The organism is Nocardia ignorata NBRC 108230 (assembly GCF_001612905.1).
Classification (GTDB): domain Bacteria; phylum Actinomycetota; class Actinomycetes; order Mycobacteriales; family Mycobacteriaceae; genus Nocardia; species Nocardia ignorata.
The window spans coordinates 105,787-121,362 of sequence record NZ_BDBI01000030.1 but is presented as its reverse complement, the minus strand read 5'-3'; the positions used below and the strand labels follow the sequence as shown (position 1 = coordinate 121,362).

The 15,576-nt window shown below is 66.2% G+C and carries 22 protein-coding genes and 3 tRNA genes; 10 read left to right on the top strand and 15 right to left on the bottom strand.

Annotated features, from left to right (window positions below):
- From NI2_RS24320 to NI2_RS24285, 8 genes are read right to left on the bottom strand one after another with little or no spacing between them, the layout of a single operon-like run.
- Complete coding sequence (locus NI2_RS24320) at positions 1 to 321, bottom strand: hypothetical protein (RefSeq protein WP_067494768.1); 321 nt, start codon at positions 319 to 321, stop codon at positions 1 to 3.
- Positions 318 to 635 carry a hypothetical protein gene (locus NI2_RS24315; protein ID WP_067494764.1) on the bottom strand — a complete coding sequence of 106 codons (318 nt, stop codon included), beginning with the start codon at positions 633 to 635 and terminating at the stop codon, positions 318 to 320. Before NI2_RS24315 ends, NI2_RS24320 begins: the two co-directional genes overlap by 4 nt.
- Positions 632 to 1,963 carry an FtsK/SpoIIIE domain-containing protein gene (locus NI2_RS24310; protein ID WP_067494762.1) on the bottom strand — a complete coding sequence of 444 codons (1,332 nt, stop codon included), beginning with the start codon at positions 1,961 to 1,963 and terminating at the stop codon, positions 632 to 634. Before NI2_RS24310 ends, NI2_RS24315 begins: the two co-directional genes overlap by 4 nt.
- The gene (locus tag NI2_RS24305) at positions 1,963 to 2,229 is read right to left on the bottom strand and encodes a hypothetical protein (protein ID WP_067494759.1); all 267 of its coding nucleotides are present in this window, start codon (positions 2,227 to 2,229) and stop codon (positions 1,963 to 1,965) included. Before NI2_RS24305 ends, NI2_RS24310 begins: the two co-directional genes overlap by 1 nt.
- The gene (locus NI2_RS24300) at positions 2,229 to 2,432 is read right to left on the bottom strand and encodes a hypothetical protein (RefSeq protein WP_067494756.1); all 204 of its coding nucleotides are present in this window, start codon (positions 2,430 to 2,432) and stop codon (positions 2,229 to 2,231) included. The genes NI2_RS24305 and NI2_RS24300 overlap by 1 nt, the downstream gene beginning before the upstream one ends.
- A gap of 1 nt (position 2,433) precedes the next feature.
- The gene (locus tag NI2_RS24295; RefSeq protein ID WP_067494753.1) at positions 2,434 to 3,030 is read right to left on the bottom strand and encodes a DUF2637 domain-containing protein; all 597 of its coding nucleotides are present in this window, start codon (positions 3,028 to 3,030) and stop codon (positions 2,434 to 2,436) included.
- A 1-nt stretch (position 3,031) separates the two neighbouring features.
- Positions 3,032 to 3,295, bottom strand: a complete 264-nt coding sequence (locus NI2_RS24290) for a hypothetical protein (RefSeq protein ID WP_133734147.1) — start codon at positions 3,293 to 3,295, stop codon at positions 3,032 to 3,034.
- A gap of 5 nt (positions 3,296 to 3,300) precedes the next feature.
- Complete coding sequence (locus NI2_RS24285) at positions 3,301 to 3,747, bottom strand: hypothetical protein (protein WP_067494747.1); 447 nt, start codon at positions 3,745 to 3,747, stop codon at positions 3,301 to 3,303.
- A gap of 197 nt (positions 3,748 to 3,944) precedes the next feature.
- Between NI2_RS24285 and NI2_RS24280 the strand changes: the two genes are divergently transcribed.
- The 3 genes from NI2_RS24280 (at position 3,945) to NI2_RS33995 (ending at position 6,212) form a co-directional block, all read left to right on the top strand.
- Positions 3,945 to 4,796 carry a P-loop nucleotide/nucleoside kinase family protein gene (locus NI2_RS24280; protein ID WP_133734146.1) on the top strand — a complete coding sequence of 284 codons (852 nt, stop codon included), beginning with the start codon at positions 3,945 to 3,947 and terminating at the stop codon, positions 4,794 to 4,796.
- The gene (locus NI2_RS24275; protein ID WP_067494745.1) at positions 4,793 to 5,326 is read left to right on the top strand and encodes a DEAD/DEAH box helicase family protein; all 534 of its coding nucleotides are present in this window, start codon (positions 4,793 to 4,795) and stop codon (positions 5,324 to 5,326) included. The genes NI2_RS24280 and NI2_RS24275 overlap by 4 nt, the downstream gene beginning before the upstream one ends.
- A 730-nt stretch (positions 5,327 to 6,056) precedes the next feature.
- Complete coding sequence (locus NI2_RS33995) at positions 6,057 to 6,212, top strand: hypothetical protein (RefSeq protein ID WP_157104678.1); 156 nt, start codon at positions 6,057 to 6,059, stop codon at positions 6,210 to 6,212.
- 360 nt (positions 6,213 to 6,572) lie between these two features.
- Here the strand turns inward: NI2_RS33995 and NI2_RS34520 are convergent, their stop codons facing one another.
- Positions 6,573 to 6,740, bottom strand: coding sequence for a TFIIB-type zinc ribbon-containing protein (locus tag NI2_RS34520; RefSeq protein WP_166655807.1), 168 nt, complete (start codon positions 6,738 to 6,740; stop codon positions 6,573 to 6,575).
- A gap of 107 nt (positions 6,741 to 6,847) precedes the next feature.
- On the opposite strand from NI2_RS34520, the gene NI2_RS33990 reads away from it, so the two are divergent.
- Both NI2_RS33990 and NI2_RS24270 read left to right on the top strand, forming a co-directional pair.
- Positions 6,848 to 6,947 (top strand) — tRNA-OTHER (locus NI2_RS33990).
- Positions 6,948 to 6,995: 48 nt separating this feature from the next.
- Positions 6,996 to 7,412, top strand: a complete 417-nt coding sequence (locus NI2_RS24270) for a hypothetical protein (RefSeq protein ID WP_067494743.1) — start codon at positions 6,996 to 6,998, stop codon at positions 7,410 to 7,412.
- Between the two features lie 56 nt (positions 7,413 to 7,468).
- Here NI2_RS24270 and NI2_RS24265 read toward each other — a convergent pair whose 3' ends face one another.
- On the bottom strand, positions 7,469 to 8,257 hold the full coding sequence (locus NI2_RS24265; RefSeq protein ID WP_067494957.1) for a DUF2382 domain-containing protein: 789 nt from the start codon (positions 8,255 to 8,257) through the stop codon (positions 7,469 to 7,471).
- Between the two features lie 249 nt (positions 8,258 to 8,506).
- Entirely contained in the window at positions 8,507 to 9,574 is a 1,068-nt protein-coding gene (gene hisC / locus NI2_RS24260; RefSeq protein WP_067494740.1) for a histidinol-phosphate transaminase, read from the bottom strand.
- 45 nt (positions 9,575 to 9,619) lie between these two features.
- Here hisC and NI2_RS24255 point away from each other — a divergent pair, with 45 nt between their 5' ends.
- The 3 genes from NI2_RS24255 to NI2_RS24245 all read left to right on the top strand — a co-directional run bounded on the left by NI2_RS24255 (position 9,620) and on the right by NI2_RS24245 (position 10,634).
- Positions 9,620 to 10,348: a dienelactone hydrolase family protein gene (locus NI2_RS24255; protein ID WP_067494737.1), complete on the top strand. Its 729-nt coding sequence runs from the start codon at positions 9,620 to 9,622 to the stop codon at positions 10,346 to 10,348.
- A 93-nt stretch (positions 10,349 to 10,441) separates the two neighbouring features.
- Positions 10,442 to 10,531 (top strand) — tRNA-Ser (locus NI2_RS24250).
- A gap of 30 nt (positions 10,532 to 10,561) precedes the next feature.
- Positions 10,562 to 10,634 (top strand) — tRNA-Arg (locus NI2_RS24245).
- Positions 10,635 to 10,688: 54 nt separating this feature from the next.
- On the opposite strand, the gene NI2_RS24240 is transcribed toward NI2_RS24245, so the two are convergent.
- Positions 10,689 to 11,414 (bottom strand): maleylpyruvate isomerase family mycothiol-dependent enzyme, encoded by a 726-nt coding sequence (locus NI2_RS24240; protein WP_067494734.1) that lies wholly within the window; start codon positions 11,412 to 11,414, stop codon positions 10,689 to 10,691.
- Between the two features lie 144 nt (positions 11,415 to 11,558).
- On the bottom strand, positions 11,559 to 11,954 hold the full coding sequence (locus tag NI2_RS24235) for a RidA family protein (RefSeq protein WP_067494731.1): 396 nt from the start codon (positions 11,952 to 11,954) through the stop codon (positions 11,559 to 11,561).
- 85 nt (positions 11,955 to 12,039) lie between these two features.
- On the opposite strand from NI2_RS24235, the gene NI2_RS24230 reads away from it, so the two are divergent.
- On the top strand, positions 12,040 to 13,620 hold the full coding sequence (locus NI2_RS24230; RefSeq protein ID WP_067494728.1) for an esterase-like activity of phytase family protein: 1,581 nt from the start codon (positions 12,040 to 12,042) through the stop codon (positions 13,618 to 13,620).
- Positions 13,621 to 13,734: 114 nt separating this feature from the next.
- Complete coding sequence (locus NI2_RS35310) at positions 13,735 to 13,863, top strand: hypothetical protein (RefSeq protein WP_255284037.1); 129 nt, start codon at positions 13,735 to 13,737, stop codon at positions 13,861 to 13,863.
- Between the two features lie 49 nt (positions 13,864 to 13,912).
- Here the strand turns inward: NI2_RS35310 and NI2_RS24225 are convergent, their stop codons facing one another.
- Positions 13,913 to 14,362, bottom strand: coding sequence for a very short patch repair endonuclease (locus tag NI2_RS24225; protein ID WP_067494724.1), 450 nt, complete (start codon positions 14,360 to 14,362; stop codon positions 13,913 to 13,915).
- Positions 14,359 to 15,492, bottom strand: a complete 1,134-nt coding sequence (locus NI2_RS24220; protein ID WP_067494721.1) for a DNA cytosine methyltransferase — start codon at positions 15,490 to 15,492, stop codon at positions 14,359 to 14,361. The genes NI2_RS24225 and NI2_RS24220 overlap by 4 nt, the downstream gene beginning before the upstream one ends.
- Between the last annotated feature and the right edge of the window lie 84 nt (positions 15,493 to 15,576).

Sequence of the window (15,576 nt, the reverse complement as noted above, 5' to 3'; positions counted from 1 at the left end):
TCAGTTCTCCTGTTCGAGTTCGGATTTGATGAGCCCGCAGGTGGAGCAGGCGGTGATATCGCCAGTCACGGGCCAGATCTCTTGCTGCCAGCCCGGCGCCCAGCGGTGCCCGTTGGTCAGGCATTCCACCGCCCCCGAGCAGACGTCGCAGGTGACGCGGTCGCCGTCGTAGGACCAGCCCGAAACCTTGACGTTGAGGAAGCCCACGGCCTGGTGGGTGGAGTCGAAGCAGATCGACTCCCCATCGGCATCGGTGAGGACATCACCGCAGGTGTCGCAGTAGATGACCACGTGGGATTCGGTGATGAGTCCGCGTTTCATGCCAGCACCTCCGAGATGAACAGCCCGCACTGTTCGCACTGGCGGGTGATGTGGTGTGCGCCGATGCCTTCAGTGCTCGACATGCCGATGCGCCAGTCGTGGCCGGGGTTGTAGCAGGTGGCGACCTTGAGGCAGTCCTCGCAGAACAGCCGATCCCCGTACAGCTCGAAGCCGTCCGCTCCGTCGATGAAGAAGTCCATCGCCTCATCGATCGACGCGAACAAGCACGCCGGTCCCTCGATCGGTCCGAACTCACGGCCGCATTCGCAGCACGACGCGACCACCTGCGCGGTCGTCTGAAATCCGCGTTTCATGCCGCACGCCCCTGGGGCTCGTCGTCTTCGCCGGGAATGAAGTCGGGGTCGAAATCGGTGTAGTCACCCTGCGGGGACAGGTCCGGGTGCTCAGGGGCGTAGGCGGCCACGATGGCGTCGATGTGGTCGTCCGACACCCAGAACGCCCGCACCCTGCTCAGCCGGGTAGTGCCGTCTTCACCGACGTAGCCGACACCCGGTGTCGTATCGGGAATCTCGTGGCACAACGCGCCCCGGTCCTTGGCGCCCTGGCCGTGGACCATCGCGGTTTGGGTCGGCTCGTCCAAGCGCAGCCCGATCCGGACGGGGAACAACTGCCGGTTGGGCATGGTGTCCTTGGACGGGTCCTGCAACGCCGAGATCACCGAGAACCCGACCGCACGCCCCTTGGACTGCAACATCCCGGTCAGCTGCCGGAACTTCTCCTGTTCCTCACGCGAGGCATACGACGACAGGGCGGCAGCCTCATCGATGATGATCACCACCAGCGGTTCCTCGGTCGAGGGAACGTACTTGCGGATACCGGCCTGACGGAACCGGGCCGAGCGCTCATCCATCCGCGACACCGCTTCGGCGAGCATCCCGAGAATCCCCGGAGCATCGCACTCGAACCGGACCCACAGCTTTTCGCCACGTCCGAATTCCATGCCGCCCTTGGGGTCTGCCACCCAGATGTCGACGTATCCGGCTTTGATCGCGGGACCGAGCCCGGCCACGATCGACCACAACACCGAGCCCTTACCCGAACCCGTCGCACCGGCAAGCAGGATGTGGGCATAGAGGATGCGCAGCAGCCACGGGCGCCCGTCTTCGTGCACCCCGACATGAACGGCCTCGAGGTCGACCCCGGTGGATTCCACGCCGACCGGTTCCACGACAGCAGGTTCGACGGGGCCGGGTTCGACGGCACCGGCGAGGGTGTCGAAGGTGCGCAGTTCTACCCGAACGAATCCCGGGTCAGACCGGGTCACAAGGACTTTCGCGACCCCGAGGTATTGGGCGAGCTGGTCGGCGGTGTCGTCGTTGGTCCAGTCGGTCAGCTTCTGTCCACCGATCATCTGCACGTCGAACACCGCGCCGGACGGGATCAGGTCGACACCACCGGCGATGCTGGGCCAACCCTTCTCAGAGCCCAAACCCAGCGACAACCACATCAACATCAGGTGCCGGACATCGGTGAGCACGAGGGCGGCGGTGCGCAATTCGGCCGGCACTCCCGCGAACGGGTCCACCTCACCCACCGGCCGGGTGGGGCTGTCGAGGTGTCGCCACCACAACATCAATCCCGAGGCCAGCACGGCCGCGAGCGGAACGATCGTCGATCCCATCACTTCACCCCCGAGGAGGTCATGGGCAGCGATACCGGGCCGTCATTGCAGAACGCCACGCAACCGGGCGCTTCGGGGCCGGGCAGCGGCATTGCGGCCGGACCGTCGTCGCAGAACATCGAGCATCCCGGAACCAGCGGGTTCACCGAGGACACCACGGTCGGGGCGTCGCCGGGCTCTTCACCGGCCAGGAGCATCGGCACGACCACCGGGGTCGAGAGCAGACCCAGCAGCGCGACGGACACGAACAACAGACGGGGAGACATCACGCCACCGCCCGCAAGGTCGAGGCGTAGACGTCCAGCGCCGCAATCAGTTTGTCTGCGAGGTCGGCAGCATCGAACGGGGTCAGGTACAGATCACCGCAGCCGAGTGAGGCGAGGATCTTGCCGAAGTCCTCGAGGTAACGGACGTCGAAGTCACAGTCGTAGGTCGGCGACGTGACCGAGATGAACGAATAGTCAGACATGTCAGTTGCCCCCTGTAGGGATCGGGACCGCGACAGGCAGCAACGGCGCAGCCGAACGCGGAGAAGGATGGAAAGACGGCACCGATGCAGGAACCGGGCCAGGAAGGGAGGGTTCGACCGAGGGCGCCGGATCAGGCGCGACGGCAGGTGTTTCGGGTGCCGACTCGACCACAGCCGGAGCCGATTCCTGTTGTGCCGCACGGCGAAGCAGGACAAGGCCGTGTGTGTCGATGAGCAGGGCGAGGGGTGGGATCGCTGCCAGTAGGGCACCGCCCCAGCCGTGGCCGGTCAGGTAGGCGTGGATCGAGTTGCTCGACACCGACACCGCCGCCCCACCGACAAGGATGCGCGAGAACCAGGCCCGCTCAGCCGATTCCGGTGGCAGAGCGACCACGGCCATCGTGGCTTGGATGATGGTGCCGTCCACGATCACCGGGAACAACCACGCCAAACCCCGTGGTGTGCCACCCATGATCGCGAGGTCTTGCAGCGCCGCGAACGACAACACGAACGCGGCACCACCGATACCGATCAGAACCAGAACGGCGGACCAGCGAGCCCACCGCATACCCGAGGACTGCTGATCCGCCGTGCCCATCTCAGGCCGCCTCAGCCTCGGCCGCAGCCTGCTCCTTGGCCACGTGCTCGGCCGCATCATGAGCCATCAGCAGCTTCGGGAGTTCCTCGGCGAGCTGGCGAACGTGCTCGATGTCGAGGAAAACCGTCGAATGCGCGTCCTTGGCATCCAGCCTCACCCAGACCTTGGCCGGGTGCACGAAATCGAAGGTGTCATCGGCGCTGGCCGGGTGGTACTCGACTGCGACCGAGTCGAGCAGGATGGCCGACATACTCACGTGAGACATGACGATCACGCGGCCTTACGCGCGGCGGGCTCGTTGACCTTCGCGCCCGAGTTGTCGCCGACGATGCCCGTGGCCCGGATGTAGAACCCGATCGACTTGAACTCACCGTTGCCGACCACACGCGGCTTGAGCATCAGCCCTTCCAGCTGGATCGGGCAGAAGCCGGGCATCACCTCATTCGCAGGTGGCACCGGAACGACATCGGAGACGAATGTGATGTCCAAACCGGTGTTCTTCGCGCCCTTGCCCGCACCGGCCGGGTCCATGACCGTGGCCTTCCACAGCCGCTTACGCGAGCCATTGCCATCACGGTCCGCATCGATCTTCTGCCGCTTCGGCGCGTTGCGGTCCGAGCTGAACTCCTCGTCCGGCTCGATCTTGCCCACCAAAATCAGCCCCTGCGGGAAGACAGCGTTGAAATCGGTGGGGATCCACATGTCCTTGAGTGCCATTGAAATCAGCTCCTGTGTGTTGGTAGCGAGACCGAATTATTCGTTCGCGATGCATCAACGGTAGCAACTGATACCCAAAGATAGCAACTACTTTCGTGAGTCAATTCACAGCAACGATTGCGAAGGAACTTTTCCCAGGTCAGCGCGTCGGTGTCAGCTGATACCCTCAGGTCAGCAACTGCTACCAAAGGAGCCCCGTGGCCGCGAGCGAGCCGAAGACCTCTGCCCCTGCACGGATCGCGCAGGCCATCCGCAACGACATTGAGTCGGGGAGACTCCGTGACGGACAGCGCTTGCCGTCGACGCGGGAGCTGGCGAAGGAATGGCACGCGAGTCAGCGCACGATTACCGACGCGATGGACCTACTCGTCAAGGAGGGTTACATCGCGTCGCAGAACCGGTCCGGCCGTGTCGTGACGACGCCGACAACCGTCAGCCTTGCCCTGTCCGCACCGTTTCGGCCGGTCCGACCGCGCATCGTCTACGTCGGCGGCTTCCCCGGCTCGGGCAAGAGCGAGTTCGCGCGGACGCTGGCGCGAGCGACGAATTGGGCAATCCTCGACAAGGACACGATTGCCCGACCGCTGATCGAGCCCGCCCTCGAGGACCTCGGGCAGAGCATCAACGACCGCGAGTCAGACGTGTATTTCAACCGCCTCCGCCCCCGCGAATACGAAGCCCTTGAAGGCGTGATCAACGACAACATCGAGGTCGGCACCTCAGTGATCGCGACCGCGCCCTACATCAAGGAATTCACCGACCGCGCTTGGCTGGATCGAGTGATCGCCCGCGGTGAGACCTACCGCGCCGACTGCACATTCGTGTGGGTGCGCTGCTCGCTGGACACCATGCTGATGTACCTGCGCAGGCGCGGCGCGGGGCGCGACACCGCCAAGCTTGCCGATTGGGGCCGCTACAGCGCCGGGCTGAACCTCGACTTTCGCCCCGAGGTCGACCACGTCGTCATCGACAACGACCCGGACAGCCCGCCGCTTCGCACTCAGGCTCAGCAGTTGATCGATTCATTCCGGCGAGACTCTGCCCAATGAGTTCGGGTGTCATCCTCTACGGTGCGCCCGCTACCGGTAAAGACACTGTGACACAGGCACTTTCGCTTCTCGATACCCGATACCGGTTGTTCGAACGGTTGAAGGCGGGAGCCGGGCGAACCACCGGATACCGCATGACCGACGAACACGAGCTCGACCGGTTGGAATCGGCCGGACTGCTGGTCTGGCAGAACAGCCGGTACAGCGCCCGATACGCGATCGATCGGCCAGGCCTGGACGAGCTCACCCAAGCGGGACTCGTCCCGGTCGTTCACGCTGGGCAACCGGAGGTCATCGAAGCGGTGCGGACAGCGACGCCGAATGTCGAATGGACTGTTGTTCAGCTGGTCTGTGATCCAGAAACCGCGAAGGCGCGCATCATCGCCCGTCGAACAGGCGACGTTGCCGAACGTTTGGCAGCAGGAGCGGCAACGCCGACGATCAGCGCCGACCTCACGATCAACACTGACTGCCTCGAACCGAACGAGGCTGCACGCCAGATCGACGCTGCGATCAGACCGGGTTCATAGGCTGGGTTCACGCCTCCCGAGTTGTTGAGCGCCCGTCACCGCACGGAGTTGTTGCTGAATTTCGCTATATAGGATCAAGGCGCCTGCGGCGGCGCGTGCGCGCCGCCGCCGCGCTGCGACGCGCAGCCAGGCTGATAAGGCGCCGCCTGGGCGCGTCGACCGCGTCGGCGACGAGCACGCGCTTACGGCAGACGCCGGAGCTCCTGAATGCTCAATCCGCACTGACCCGCAGGCGTTGACGGGGCACGAGGAACCGGCCCGTCAGAATTGCTGAACGATTTCACGAGCCCGATTCGGCCGGCATCTGCCCCGATCGACGGCCACCAGCACACCGACTCTCGAACGGTGCTGCCGCACGAGCTTCGCTCGCTTGCCTCATAGACCCATCTGCCGGACTCGTGACGGGGTCACCGAACCGTCACCAGCCCCGACGAATGGTCGCCACCCTGCCCGGTCGGTTGTTCTGGTCCGGTCAGGTCGCGGCATGTCCAGTCGTTTTGCTCAGTTGGTCATGGCTCACGTTGCGACGCACACAGTTCCGCAGCAACGCTCACCAGGTTTCCTCTCCGGTCGTGGCGGTCTGACTGATCCGAGGGCTATCACGACTACGGCGGGCATCAAGGGCGCCTACGGCGTCACTGCGTGATTGCCTCGCAACCCTTGACACCCACCGCAGTCGTGATCGAGACGCCCTCAGCCAGACCACCCCGACCGGAGAGGAACCCCGATCATGAACATCACCACCGCCCCCAACTGCTGGGCCTGCGAATCCGCCCCCGCCACCACCGTCCTGCCCGAGGCCGAGCACGGCCCCTGGGCGCCTTACTTCGCCTGCCAGCCCTGCCTCGACGCCTGCCGCGAGACCGAGCAGCTCGAGTACCACTGACCGCCTGGGGGCTTCGGCCCCCTTTTTCACCTCCTGGCCGCCGTCAACGAAGCCGGTAGCGGGTCGCCAACGAAGCCGACCCCAGGCCAGGAACCCCGGCGCGGTGAAATTGCTGAACGGAATCCGCGGTGAGGTCGGTGGTATCGCGACCGATGGCCGCGCGGCCCTGTACTGGGTTGGCCTGCATTGTGATCCCGCGCCCCTCACACCTCAAGGGCGCCGATGGCGTCAGCTGCGCTGATGGACATTCGTCCACCCTTGACCTGTGAGCCTCTGCGCGCGAAAGGCAGGCCTTATCGGGCAGGCGGTGAGCCAGCCCCTATGTGCGCACCCCAACCCAGAACAGGCCGACGAACATCCCTACTCGACCTGTTGTCCGTTGAGGAACGTTCCACCGCATTTGGTGCATACTTTGTCGCCGGTGGCGGTCCCGAGGTAGTACTCGCGTACCAGGGTGTGCGAATCGCATTCGGGTTTCCCCGCTGCTTCCCACCGCTGCCGAATCTGTGCCGCTTCTTCCATCCGCATTGGTCCCAGACTACGCGCGGGAAATGTGTCACGCCGCTGTCACAACTCGCGGATACAACCGCGGACACGACGAAACCCCCACGGAAGCATTTCAGCACTTCGCGTAGGGGTACGGACGTCAGTAGACTTCCGGCGAACGGTCGCTATTCGACTTGAAAGCGAGCATGGGTAACACCATCGGGGGTTCAAATCCCTCCGTCTCCGCCACCGCCGGGCTTTTCGCCCGGCATCAGGTTGTTTCGAGGGGGAGTTCTCATGACCGGTGCTGCATTTCCTGCGGCCCCGCAGTTCCGAGCTGTACCGGGGCAGACCGGGGTCGTCGTCCACACGCGGAAGTTGCCGATCGCGTTCGGGATCGGTGCACGGGTCAGAGTCGACGGTTTCGAGGTTCCGAACATCACGTGGGGCGCTAACTTCGTCCCCGTGCCGCCGGGTACGCACATGCTGACCGTCGAGACCACGCAATGGGGGATGGGCTACGGCAGTAACCATGCCTCTGTCCAGGTCTTCCCCGGCCATACCACCGAGGTGCACTACTCCGCGCCCGCCCAGATCTATATGAAGGGTGCGCTCGGTGTGGAACGTCAGGCTACGCCCGGAGTAGCACTCAGTTACGTGGCGTTGGCGTTCTGTGTGCTCCTGGTCGTGGACTGGATCGCCCTGGCGATCTGACCCCGGACGCGCCTAAGCCCCGGTGCGAAACCGGGGCCTACGCGAGAGCATTTACGTCACGGCTTGTTTCGGCGACGGTCGTCGTCGAAGCCTTCGGTTTCCACACGCTCCTTGCGGACGGTGTCGGAGACGGTCTGTTCGTCGGCGACCTCGTCCACCTCGAGACGGACACGTTCCACCGGGACCGCTTCCTTCTGGACGTGCACCTGGTCGGCGTGCAGCGTCACCTCGCGCTCGTCGTCACCGATCTCGGTGCGACCGGTGCGCTCGCCGGTGATGGGCTCACGGACGATGTGCGCCTCTTCGTGGGTGGTCGGGACCTTGATGGTCTGCTCCTCGGTCACCACGTACTTACGCAGCCGTGCGGTGCCGACCTCCTCGCTTTCGGTGTCGACGCGCAGCTGCTCCTCCGAACGGACCATCGAATCGTCGGTGGTGTCACGATTCATGGCCGCCGGATTGCCGTGGGTCATCGGCTCGTCGGTTCCGGGGCGGATCTGCTGACGCCCATAGGTGTTCCAGCCGGCCGAGCGCGGGTCCACGTGGTAGTGGCGGAACAATTCCTGCTCGGACTGGGCGCTGATGCGGCCGCCGTCGTCGAGGTGCGGGGCGGACTTCACCTGCTCCTTGTCGACGTGCAGACGCAACGTGTCCTCGTCGGCCTTGTGTTCGGCGCCCGCCAGCGGCACCAGCGAGTCGGCACTGAACAGGCCGGTCGAGACGGCGGCCCAGGTCGGTGAGCCCGTGTTGTTGTCGATGTAGATCTGCTTGACCTTGCCGATCTTCTCGCCCCGCTCGTCATAGGCGGTGGCGCCGATCAGCGAATCCAATGTTGCCTTGCTCATTTTCATCCCTCCTACCGGGAGCGGAGCCGTCGAAATCCGGATCCGGGTGACGGTCCGCGTGGTTGTGGGTGACCAGTCGGGACGCAGTGACCGGGTTGACCAGATCAGCTACGTGGCGGCAAATACCCGGGGTCCAGGGGACCAAACAACCCGAGGTGAGGGCGGGGATGGGGAATCGGGCCCGCGAAGGACGCGACGTAATCGGTCAGTCGTCCATCTTTGGGCCCGAAATAGCAAGTGGCGCAAGGTTCAGCTGAACCGCGCCGTATTCTCCGGTGCGGTGGCGAAGGCGAGGAAACGCTCGTTCTCGTGCGGGTCGCCGATGGTCACGCGCACGCCGTCACCGGCGAACGGGCGAACCAGCACACCCGCAGCAGCGCTCGCCTCGGCGAATCCCAGGCTGCGCGCCCCGAGCGGCAGCCAGACGAAATTGGCCTCACTCGGTGGCACCTCGTACCCGGCGGCCAGCAATGCGTCGCGCACCTGCGCCCGCTGGGTGATGAGCACGTCGGTGCGATCGAGCAGCTCGCCGTGCGCCTCCAACGAGGCGATCGCGGCCGCCTGGGCCACCCGGTTCACGCTGAACGGGATGTGCACCTTCAGCAGCGCGGTGATCACCTCCGGGTCCCCGACGGCGTAACCCACGCGCAAACCGGCCAGGCCGTACGCCTTCGAGAACGTCCGCAGTACAACGACATTGGGTCGGGTGCGGCCGATCTCGATACCGTCCGTCTCCGGCAACCGCAGGTACTCGAAATACGCCTCGTCGAGCACCACCAGCACGTGTGGAGGCACCCGATCGAGGAAACGCTCCAGCTCGGCGCGTGGGTGCGCCGTGCCCGTCGGATTGTTCGGGTTGCAGACGAAGATCAGCTTGGTTCGTTCCGTGATCGCGTCGGCCATCGCGTCCAGGTCGTGGCGATGATCGGCGGTCAGCGGCACCGGCACCGAGGTGGCATTGCCCACCTGGGTGACGATCGGGTACGCCTCGAACGAGCGCCACGCGAACACCACCTCGTCGGTCGTGGCATCGCAGGTGATCTGCACGAGTTCCTGACACAGCGCCACACTGCCGCAGCCGACCGCAACGTTGGCAACGCTCACACCGAGGAATTCGGCCAGCGCCGCCCGCAACTCGGTGACCTGGTTGTCGGGGTACCGGTTGGCCTGCTCGGCCGCCGCCGCGATCGCTTTCGCCGCGCTCGGCAGGGGGCCGAACGTCGTCTCGTTCGAGGCGAGCTTCACCGCATCCGGGTGGGTACGGCCGGGAACATAAGCGGGAATGGTGGCCAGGTCGGGCCGGATACGCGCTGTCACCGCTCCACCCTACCCAAGACCAGTTCTGCCGCCTACGCTGGGAATATGCCGGGCACTTACAACGATGTCGCCCCACTGCGGCCGGTGGAGTCCGCCGGTGAGCCGGGTGGCGCCGAAACCAGCGCGCGCACCTCGGTGCCGATCACCGTCGTCGAGCCGGAACGAACGGCGCGCGGCGGCATCGTCGTCCTGCACGAATCGCGGGAGTTCCCGCCCCAGCTCGTCGAGCTCATGCGATCGCTTGCCCAGGAGGGCTGGATCGTCGTCGCCCCGCACCTGTTCGATCGTCTCCCCGACGACGACGTCCACGAGGTGTTCGGCGACGAACTGTTCGCCGACTTCGACGCGGGCTTCGACTGGCTCACCCGCCGCGGAGTCTTCCCAGACACCATCGGCGTTCTCGGCTTCGACACCGCGGGCACGGCCGCCTTCCTCGTGGCCACCAACCGACCCATCGGCGCCGCCGTGAGCGTGGCCGCCGCAGGCATCGTCGACCCGCTGCCCGACCAGCGCACCTCACTGGTTGAGGTGGCACCCAGCTTGCAAGCCCCCTGGCTCGGCCTGTTCGGCGCCGACGATCCCGCCACCCCGCCCGAGGCCGTCGACCAGCTCCGCGACGCCACCGCCCGCGCGAATGTGGCCAGTCTCACTGTCACCTACCCCGGCCTACGCCACCGCGCCGACCGCCCCGACCCCGATGACGACGCTGCCGCCGCCATCCGCATCGATTCCCAGACCCGCATCTACGACTGGTTCGACAGCAATTTACGCTAACTGACCAGGCGTTTTGGACTCCTACGACTGCTCGTGTAATCTTCATTCCCGGCGGTTCGACAAGGACCGGTGCCCTCGAAAGAGAAGGCTCCAGGAGGCGTGCCAGAGCGGCCGAATGGGACTCACTGCTAATGAGTTGTCCCTTCACGGGGACCGGAGGTTCAAATCCTCTCGCCTCCGCCACACCGGTTCGCCGGTACAACTGAAGACCATGCGCCCGTAGCTCAACGGATAGAGCACTTGACTACGGATCAAGAGGTTAGGGGTTCGAATCCCTTCGGGCGCACAACAATTCGCCTCCTATCGGTACTCCCGGTAGGAGGCGGATTTTTTTGTGTGGTTATTTCCAGGCGGGGAGTGGGGGGAGGGGGCCGGTCAGGTCGGTGCCGGGGGTGCGGCCCAGCAGCCAGGCCAGGAGGGAGGTGGCGGGGCCCAGGACGGTGTGGTGGGGGCGGTCGGGGCCGATGGTGGCGATGAAGTCGGTGTCGGTGGCTTGGATGTCGAAGGTCGGGGTGGCTTCGGGGTGGACCTTGGCCGACAGGTCGGCGACGGTTTCGGGGAGCAGGCGGGCGACGAATTCCTTCGGCCAGTCGGCGGGGGTGTAGCCGATGCCGAGGTCGACGTGGTGGATCTCGGTTTCGCGCAGACGCATCCACGGGACGATGTCGGCGGTGAGGGTGCCGCCCTGGCGGTTGCGGACCTCGGCCGCCCAGTCGGCGGCGGACATGGTGGTGGCCAAGGCCTGCCAGCGATGAGCCGACGCGGCGAAGTCGGCCCGCTGCACGTCGGGCGCGCGGCCCGCACCGGTTTCGATGTCGGCGTCGCGCACCGCCACGCTCGGATACTGCGGGATCTCGATGCCGGTGTGCGCCCACAGCAGCAGGTTCAGCAAGCTGTCCGCATTGCGGGCCAAGTGGGCGACGACATGGCCGCGGGTCCAGCCGGGCAGCTGGGACGGCTCGGCCAGGGCCGATTCGCCGAGCGCGTCGATCGAGGCTCCGAGACGCGCGGTGGAAGCGGAGACCTGAGCCAACAGGTCGGTGGGCGTTGCCATTTCGCTGGTCACGAGATCGAGGGTAGTAGTTCGGTGCGCGCGACACCGGCGTTCACGACGCCCTCGACCCGGCCCTGTGGATAACTCGAAACCTGTGGACAACTGTGCATTTTTCGCCGTCGACGCCCAGGGCGCGAAGTGCCCGTGATGCGACGATCAGCCGGCGACGATCGCATCGGCTTCGATCTCCACCAGCAGCCCCGGCGCGATCAACGCGGTGACCTCGTACATCGACGCCGCCGGCCGGATATCGCCGAACACTTCGGCGTGAGCGGCCGCGACCTCCGGCCAACGGGAGATATCAGTGACGAACATCCTGGTCCGCACCACATCGCGCACACTCGCGCCCGCCTGGTCGAGTGCGGTGGCGATCCGCGCGAGGATCTCGCGGGTCTGGGCGCCGATATCGTCGCCACCGACCGCGCCCCCACCGGGCAGCGCCGCCGTGGTGCCGCTGACCAGCACATGGTCGCCCACCCGCACGGCGCGCGAATACCCGACGACATCTTCGAAGTCGGAGGCAGAGGAAATGTTGAACCGGGTTGTTGTCATGGTGGCCAGAATGAGGCACCGGCGGCGGGAGGACAATTCATTTCCCGGTCGTCTGCTGGTCGGTTGCGCGCGGTACGCAAGGCGGATGAACGCACGACCAGGTCTTCGTTTCTTCCCGCTCACGGCCGCGCTGTGTGCCGCCGCCGTCACGGCGGCCTGCTCGACGCCCGGCTCCGATCCCGACTTCACCACGGCGAAGGACCAGTCGTTGGTGATCTCGCTGGACGAACTCGTGGCGAGCGTGGGTGGGGACGCGGTGCTCGGCGTGAGCATGGAGCCCGAGCACGGCAATCTCACCCGCAAGACCGACGGGTCCTACGTGTACACACCGGTCGCCGGCTACTCCGGGCTCGACCAGTTCACCGTGACCACCAGCGACGCGGTCCGGCTGTACACCACCGACATCCCGGTGCTCGGTGAATTCGGCGGGACCACGGTGCAGGGCAGCGGTTTCGGGTCGGCGTGGACGCCGGTGCCGGGCACCACCGACGAGTTCTACGGTCTCACCGACCGCGGCCCCAACGTCGACGGCCCGGGAAAGAACGAGAAGCTCTCGCCCACACCGGCGTTCGTACCGAAGATCGGCAAGTTCCAGCTGGTCGGCAGCAAGGCCGTGCTGCAGTCGAGCATCGAGCTGCGCAACCGGGCGGGCGTCCCGTTCAACGGCCAGGTCGATTCGGCGGCCAGTACCGGCGAAACCATCAAGGATCTCGCGGGCACCGTGCTGCCGGCCACCGACCACGGTCTCGACCCGGAAGGGCTTGTCGCCCTTGCCGACGGCACGTTCTGGGTATCGGACGAATACGGACCGTTCCTGGTGCACTTCGCCGCCGACGGCACCGAGATCGAACGGCTGGCGCCCGGCAACGGGCTGCCGAAGGAGATCGCCCTGCGCAGCCCCAACCAGGGCATGGAAGGACTCACCATCACCCCCGACGGCAGCACGCTGGTCGGCATGGTGCAGAGCGCGCTGAAGACACCCGGCCTGGACGGCTCGGCCAAGGAAGTTCCGTTCGCGCGGATCGTCACCGTCGACCTGAAGACCAAGGCGCAGAAGGAATTCCTGTACCCGCTGGAGAACCCCAAGCAGAACAAAGTCGCGGTCTCCGAGATCACGGCGCTGAGCGCGACGACCTTCCTGGTCGCCGAACGTGACGGGAACCTGGCGCCCGAGGCGAACAAGAAGATCTGGACGATCGACATCGCGGGCGCCACCGACGTCGGCCCCAACTCCACCCTCGCGGGCGCTCGGTACGACGCCGAGCAGGGCGGTCTGCTGATCGACGGCAAGCCGATCGAAACGCTCATCGGCACCGTCCCGACCACCGACGCGGTTGCCGCACTGGAGAAGTGGGGTATCACCCCGGTGGAGAAGAAGAGCGATCTCGACCTGGCGGCACTGGTCACCGCGCTCGACGACAAGGGCAGGTTCTTCGGCCACGACAAGATCGAGGGTATCGCCTCGCTCGACGGCGGCAAGACCATCTACATCGCCAACGACAGCGACTTCGGTCTCGCCGCGAGCACCGGCGAGCAGCCGCCGTTCGGGTTGAAGCCGAAGACGCTGGCCAACGGATTACAGGACACCGGTGAGGTGCTGGTGGTCGACACGACGAAGCTGCCCGCGAAGGTGGGAGGTCATACGGTGAAGATCACCGTGGAGTAGGTGGGGCGAACGGGGTGTGTGACCACGTCACACGCGGTTTCATCACAGGGCGCACAGGTTGTTGTCAGGTTGGACGGGCAAGCTGGGCGATGCAACCAACCGGAAAGGTCTTAGATGAGCTACGTGATCGCACTGGCCGGCTTCGCCACGATCCTGGCGATGGTGGTCTCCGGCTACGCCGCCGCCAACGCACCCCGTTCCCTGGTCCGCGTCCGCGCCGACCGCTCGCCCCACCGCCGCTGACCAAGCGCGCCCGGTCACCGGGCATTCTCGGGCGAGGGCCGAACCCCGATCAGCCAGTTCCGCGAACCAACGCGACGATCTGCTGGGCGACGACCCGCGGGTCCTCGTGTTCCCACACCCGCACCACCTGCCAGCCCGCCTCGATCAACGCGGCATCGGTAGCGCGATCGCGTGCCACATTGCCCGCCAGTTTCTGCGCCCACCACTCGGCATTGTTCTTCGGATCGGTCGCGTGTTCGGGACACCGATGCCAGAAGCACCCGTCGACATACACGGCGACTCGACGGCGTGGGAAAACAACATCGGCGCGCCTGCGCTGGCCCTTGATCGGCGCGCGGTCGACGAAATAGCGCAGGCCCGCGCGGTGCAGCTCGCGTCGTAGGGCGAGTTCGGGAGCGGTGTGGGCACGGCGCTGGCGCGACATCCGCGCGCTGGTCGCCGCGTCGGTGACGGGTGCCGACCGCGGAGCGTCGTCTCCGTGGTCCCGCCGCCCGGTCATGCCGCCCAGCCACCCATGCGATCGAGGTGGTCGCGCACGTCGTCGAGGAACCCGGGCGGAAAACGTAAGTTGCCCATGGACGTTCGTCGCAGAAACCCGGCCGTGGCCCGAGGGGAGAGTAGTCGCGGTTCGGTGAGGAAATTCTTCAGATCCTCGTAGGGCTCGTGGACCGGCCACGTCGACAGCGGCACCTGATGCACCACGCCCGCATGCCCCCACGCCGCACTCGGCCACGGTGCGCCCGGCCGCAGCGGCGTACCGACGGTGAGCGGCTCCAGCGGCGCGGCCAGCCGCTCACCCACCCAGTTCGCCATCCGCACACTCACCGCGTTGCCGACCAGCTTCCACCGATGCCCCTGCCGCACGCCCGGCACGTCGAGCGCGGGCGCGGTCCACTCGGCATCGAAACCCTGTAATCGTTCCCCATCGATGATGCCAGGGGTGACGATCTCGCCCGCCGGAAGCCGCACCGCGGGCGGGCTGGCGATACCGAGCCCGGAACCGCCCTTCAAGGTCGGCACCGCGTTCACCACCCAGCCGAGGCCGCGCACGCCCTCGGTCCAGTAGAAGCCGCACGGGTCGCGGTCGGGGTCGCCGTAGTCGCGCGGGCCCGCGTCGTCACCGAACAGCACCTGGCGCGGGTCCTCGGTGCGCGAGGCGAGCATCAGCACGCGCTGGCGCCGTTGCGGCAGGCCGAACGCGCGACCGTCGACCACCCGGTAGGCCCAGGTGTAGCCGAGTTCCTCCAGGGCGGTGGTGATGTGGCGCATGGCCGCACCACGACCCAGCTGGAGCATGAACGGCACGTTCTCGATCAGCAGCCAGCGCGGCCCACGCTGCCGCCGGACCAGCCGGAACACCTCGTCGACCAGGCCGGAACGGCGACCGGTTATGCCCGCGGTGCGGCCGGCCTGCGAGAGGTCCTGGCACGGGAACCCCGCCGCGACCAGTTCGGTGCGCGCGGGCAGCGAACGCAAGCGGGTGATGTCGGCGTGCAGTGGTGTTTCGGGAAAACGCGCGGCGAGCACGCCCTGCGCACCCGGATCGATCTCACACAGCAACTCGGTGGACCATCCGTGTCTGCCGAGGCCGAGTTCGAGCCCGCCGATCCCGGCGAACAACCCGACCATCCGCGTCAACAGTCCTCCTGTGCTTGTCGGAACGCGCAACCACCCACTTCTCGCGCCTGCGGCATTGTATCGGGCCGCTGAACA

What these genes read in the sequence shown, in the direction of transcription:
- NI2_RS24320 (WP_067494768.1), bottom strand. Translation starts at nt 321, where the DNA reads ATGAAACGCGGACTCATCACCGAATCCCACGTGGTCATCTACTGCGAC.
- NI2_RS24315 (WP_067494764.1), bottom strand. Translation starts at nt 635, where the DNA reads ATGAAACGCGGATTTCAGACGACCGCGCAGGTGGTCGCGTCGTGCTGC.
- NI2_RS24310 (WP_067494762.1), bottom strand. Translation starts at nt 1,963, where the DNA reads ATGGGATCGACGATCGTTCCGCTCGCGGCCGTGCTGGCCTCGGGATTG.
- NI2_RS24305 (WP_067494759.1), bottom strand. Translation starts at nt 2,229, where the DNA reads ATGTCTCCCCGTCTGTTGTTCGTGTCCGTCGCGCTGCTGGGTCTGCTC.
- NI2_RS24300 (WP_067494756.1), bottom strand. Translation starts at nt 2,432, where the DNA reads ATGTCTGACTATTCGTTCATCTCGGTCACGTCGCCGACCTACGACTGT.
- NI2_RS24295 (WP_067494753.1), bottom strand. Translation starts at nt 3,030, where the DNA reads ATGGGCACGGCGGATCAGCAGTCCTCGGGTATGCGGTGGGCTCGCTGG.
- NI2_RS24290 (WP_133734147.1), bottom strand. Translation starts at nt 3,295, where the DNA reads ATGTCTCACGTGAGTATGTCGGCCATCCTGCTCGACTCGGTCGCAGTC.
- NI2_RS24285 (WP_067494747.1), bottom strand. Translation starts at nt 3,747, where the DNA reads ATGGCACTCAAGGACATGTGGATCCCCACCGATTTCAACGCTGTCTTC.
- NI2_RS24275 (WP_067494745.1), top strand. Translation starts at nt 4,793, where the DNA reads ATGAGTTCGGGTGTCATCCTCTACGGTGCGCCCGCTACCGGTAAAGAC.
- NI2_RS33995 (WP_157104678.1), top strand. Translation starts at nt 6,057, where the DNA reads ATGAACATCACCACCGCCCCCAACTGCTGGGCCTGCGAATCCGCCCCC.
- NI2_RS34520 (WP_166655807.1), bottom strand. Translation starts at nt 6,740, where the DNA reads ATGCGGATGGAAGAAGCGGCACAGATTCGGCAGCGGTGGGAAGCAGCG.
- NI2_RS24270 (WP_067494743.1), top strand. Translation starts at nt 6,996, where the DNA reads ATGACCGGTGCTGCATTTCCTGCGGCCCCGCAGTTCCGAGCTGTACCG.
- NI2_RS24265 (WP_067494957.1), bottom strand. Translation starts at nt 8,257, where the DNA reads ATGAGCAAGGCAACATTGGATTCGCTGATCGGCGCCACCGCCTATGAC.
- NI2_RS24255 (WP_067494737.1), top strand. Translation starts at nt 9,620, where the DNA reads ATGCCGGGCACTTACAACGATGTCGCCCCACTGCGGCCGGTGGAGTCC.
- NI2_RS24235 (WP_067494731.1), bottom strand. Translation starts at nt 11,954, where the DNA reads ATGACAACAACCCGGTTCAACATTTCCTCTGCCTCCGACTTCGAAGAT.
- NI2_RS24230 (WP_067494728.1), top strand. Translation starts at nt 12,040, where the DNA reads ATGAACGCACGACCAGGTCTTCGTTTCTTCCCGCTCACGGCCGCGCTG.
- NI2_RS35310 (WP_255284037.1), top strand. Translation starts at nt 13,735, where the DNA reads ATGAGCTACGTGATCGCACTGGCCGGCTTCGCCACGATCCTGGCGATG.
- NI2_RS24225 (WP_067494724.1), bottom strand. Translation starts at nt 14,362, where the DNA reads ATGACCGGGCGGCGGGACCACGGAGACGACGCTCCGCGGTCGGCACCC.
- NI2_RS24220 (WP_067494721.1), bottom strand. Translation starts at nt 15,492, where the DNA reads ATGGTCGGGTTGTTCGCCGGGATCGGCGGGCTCGAACTCGGCCTCGGC.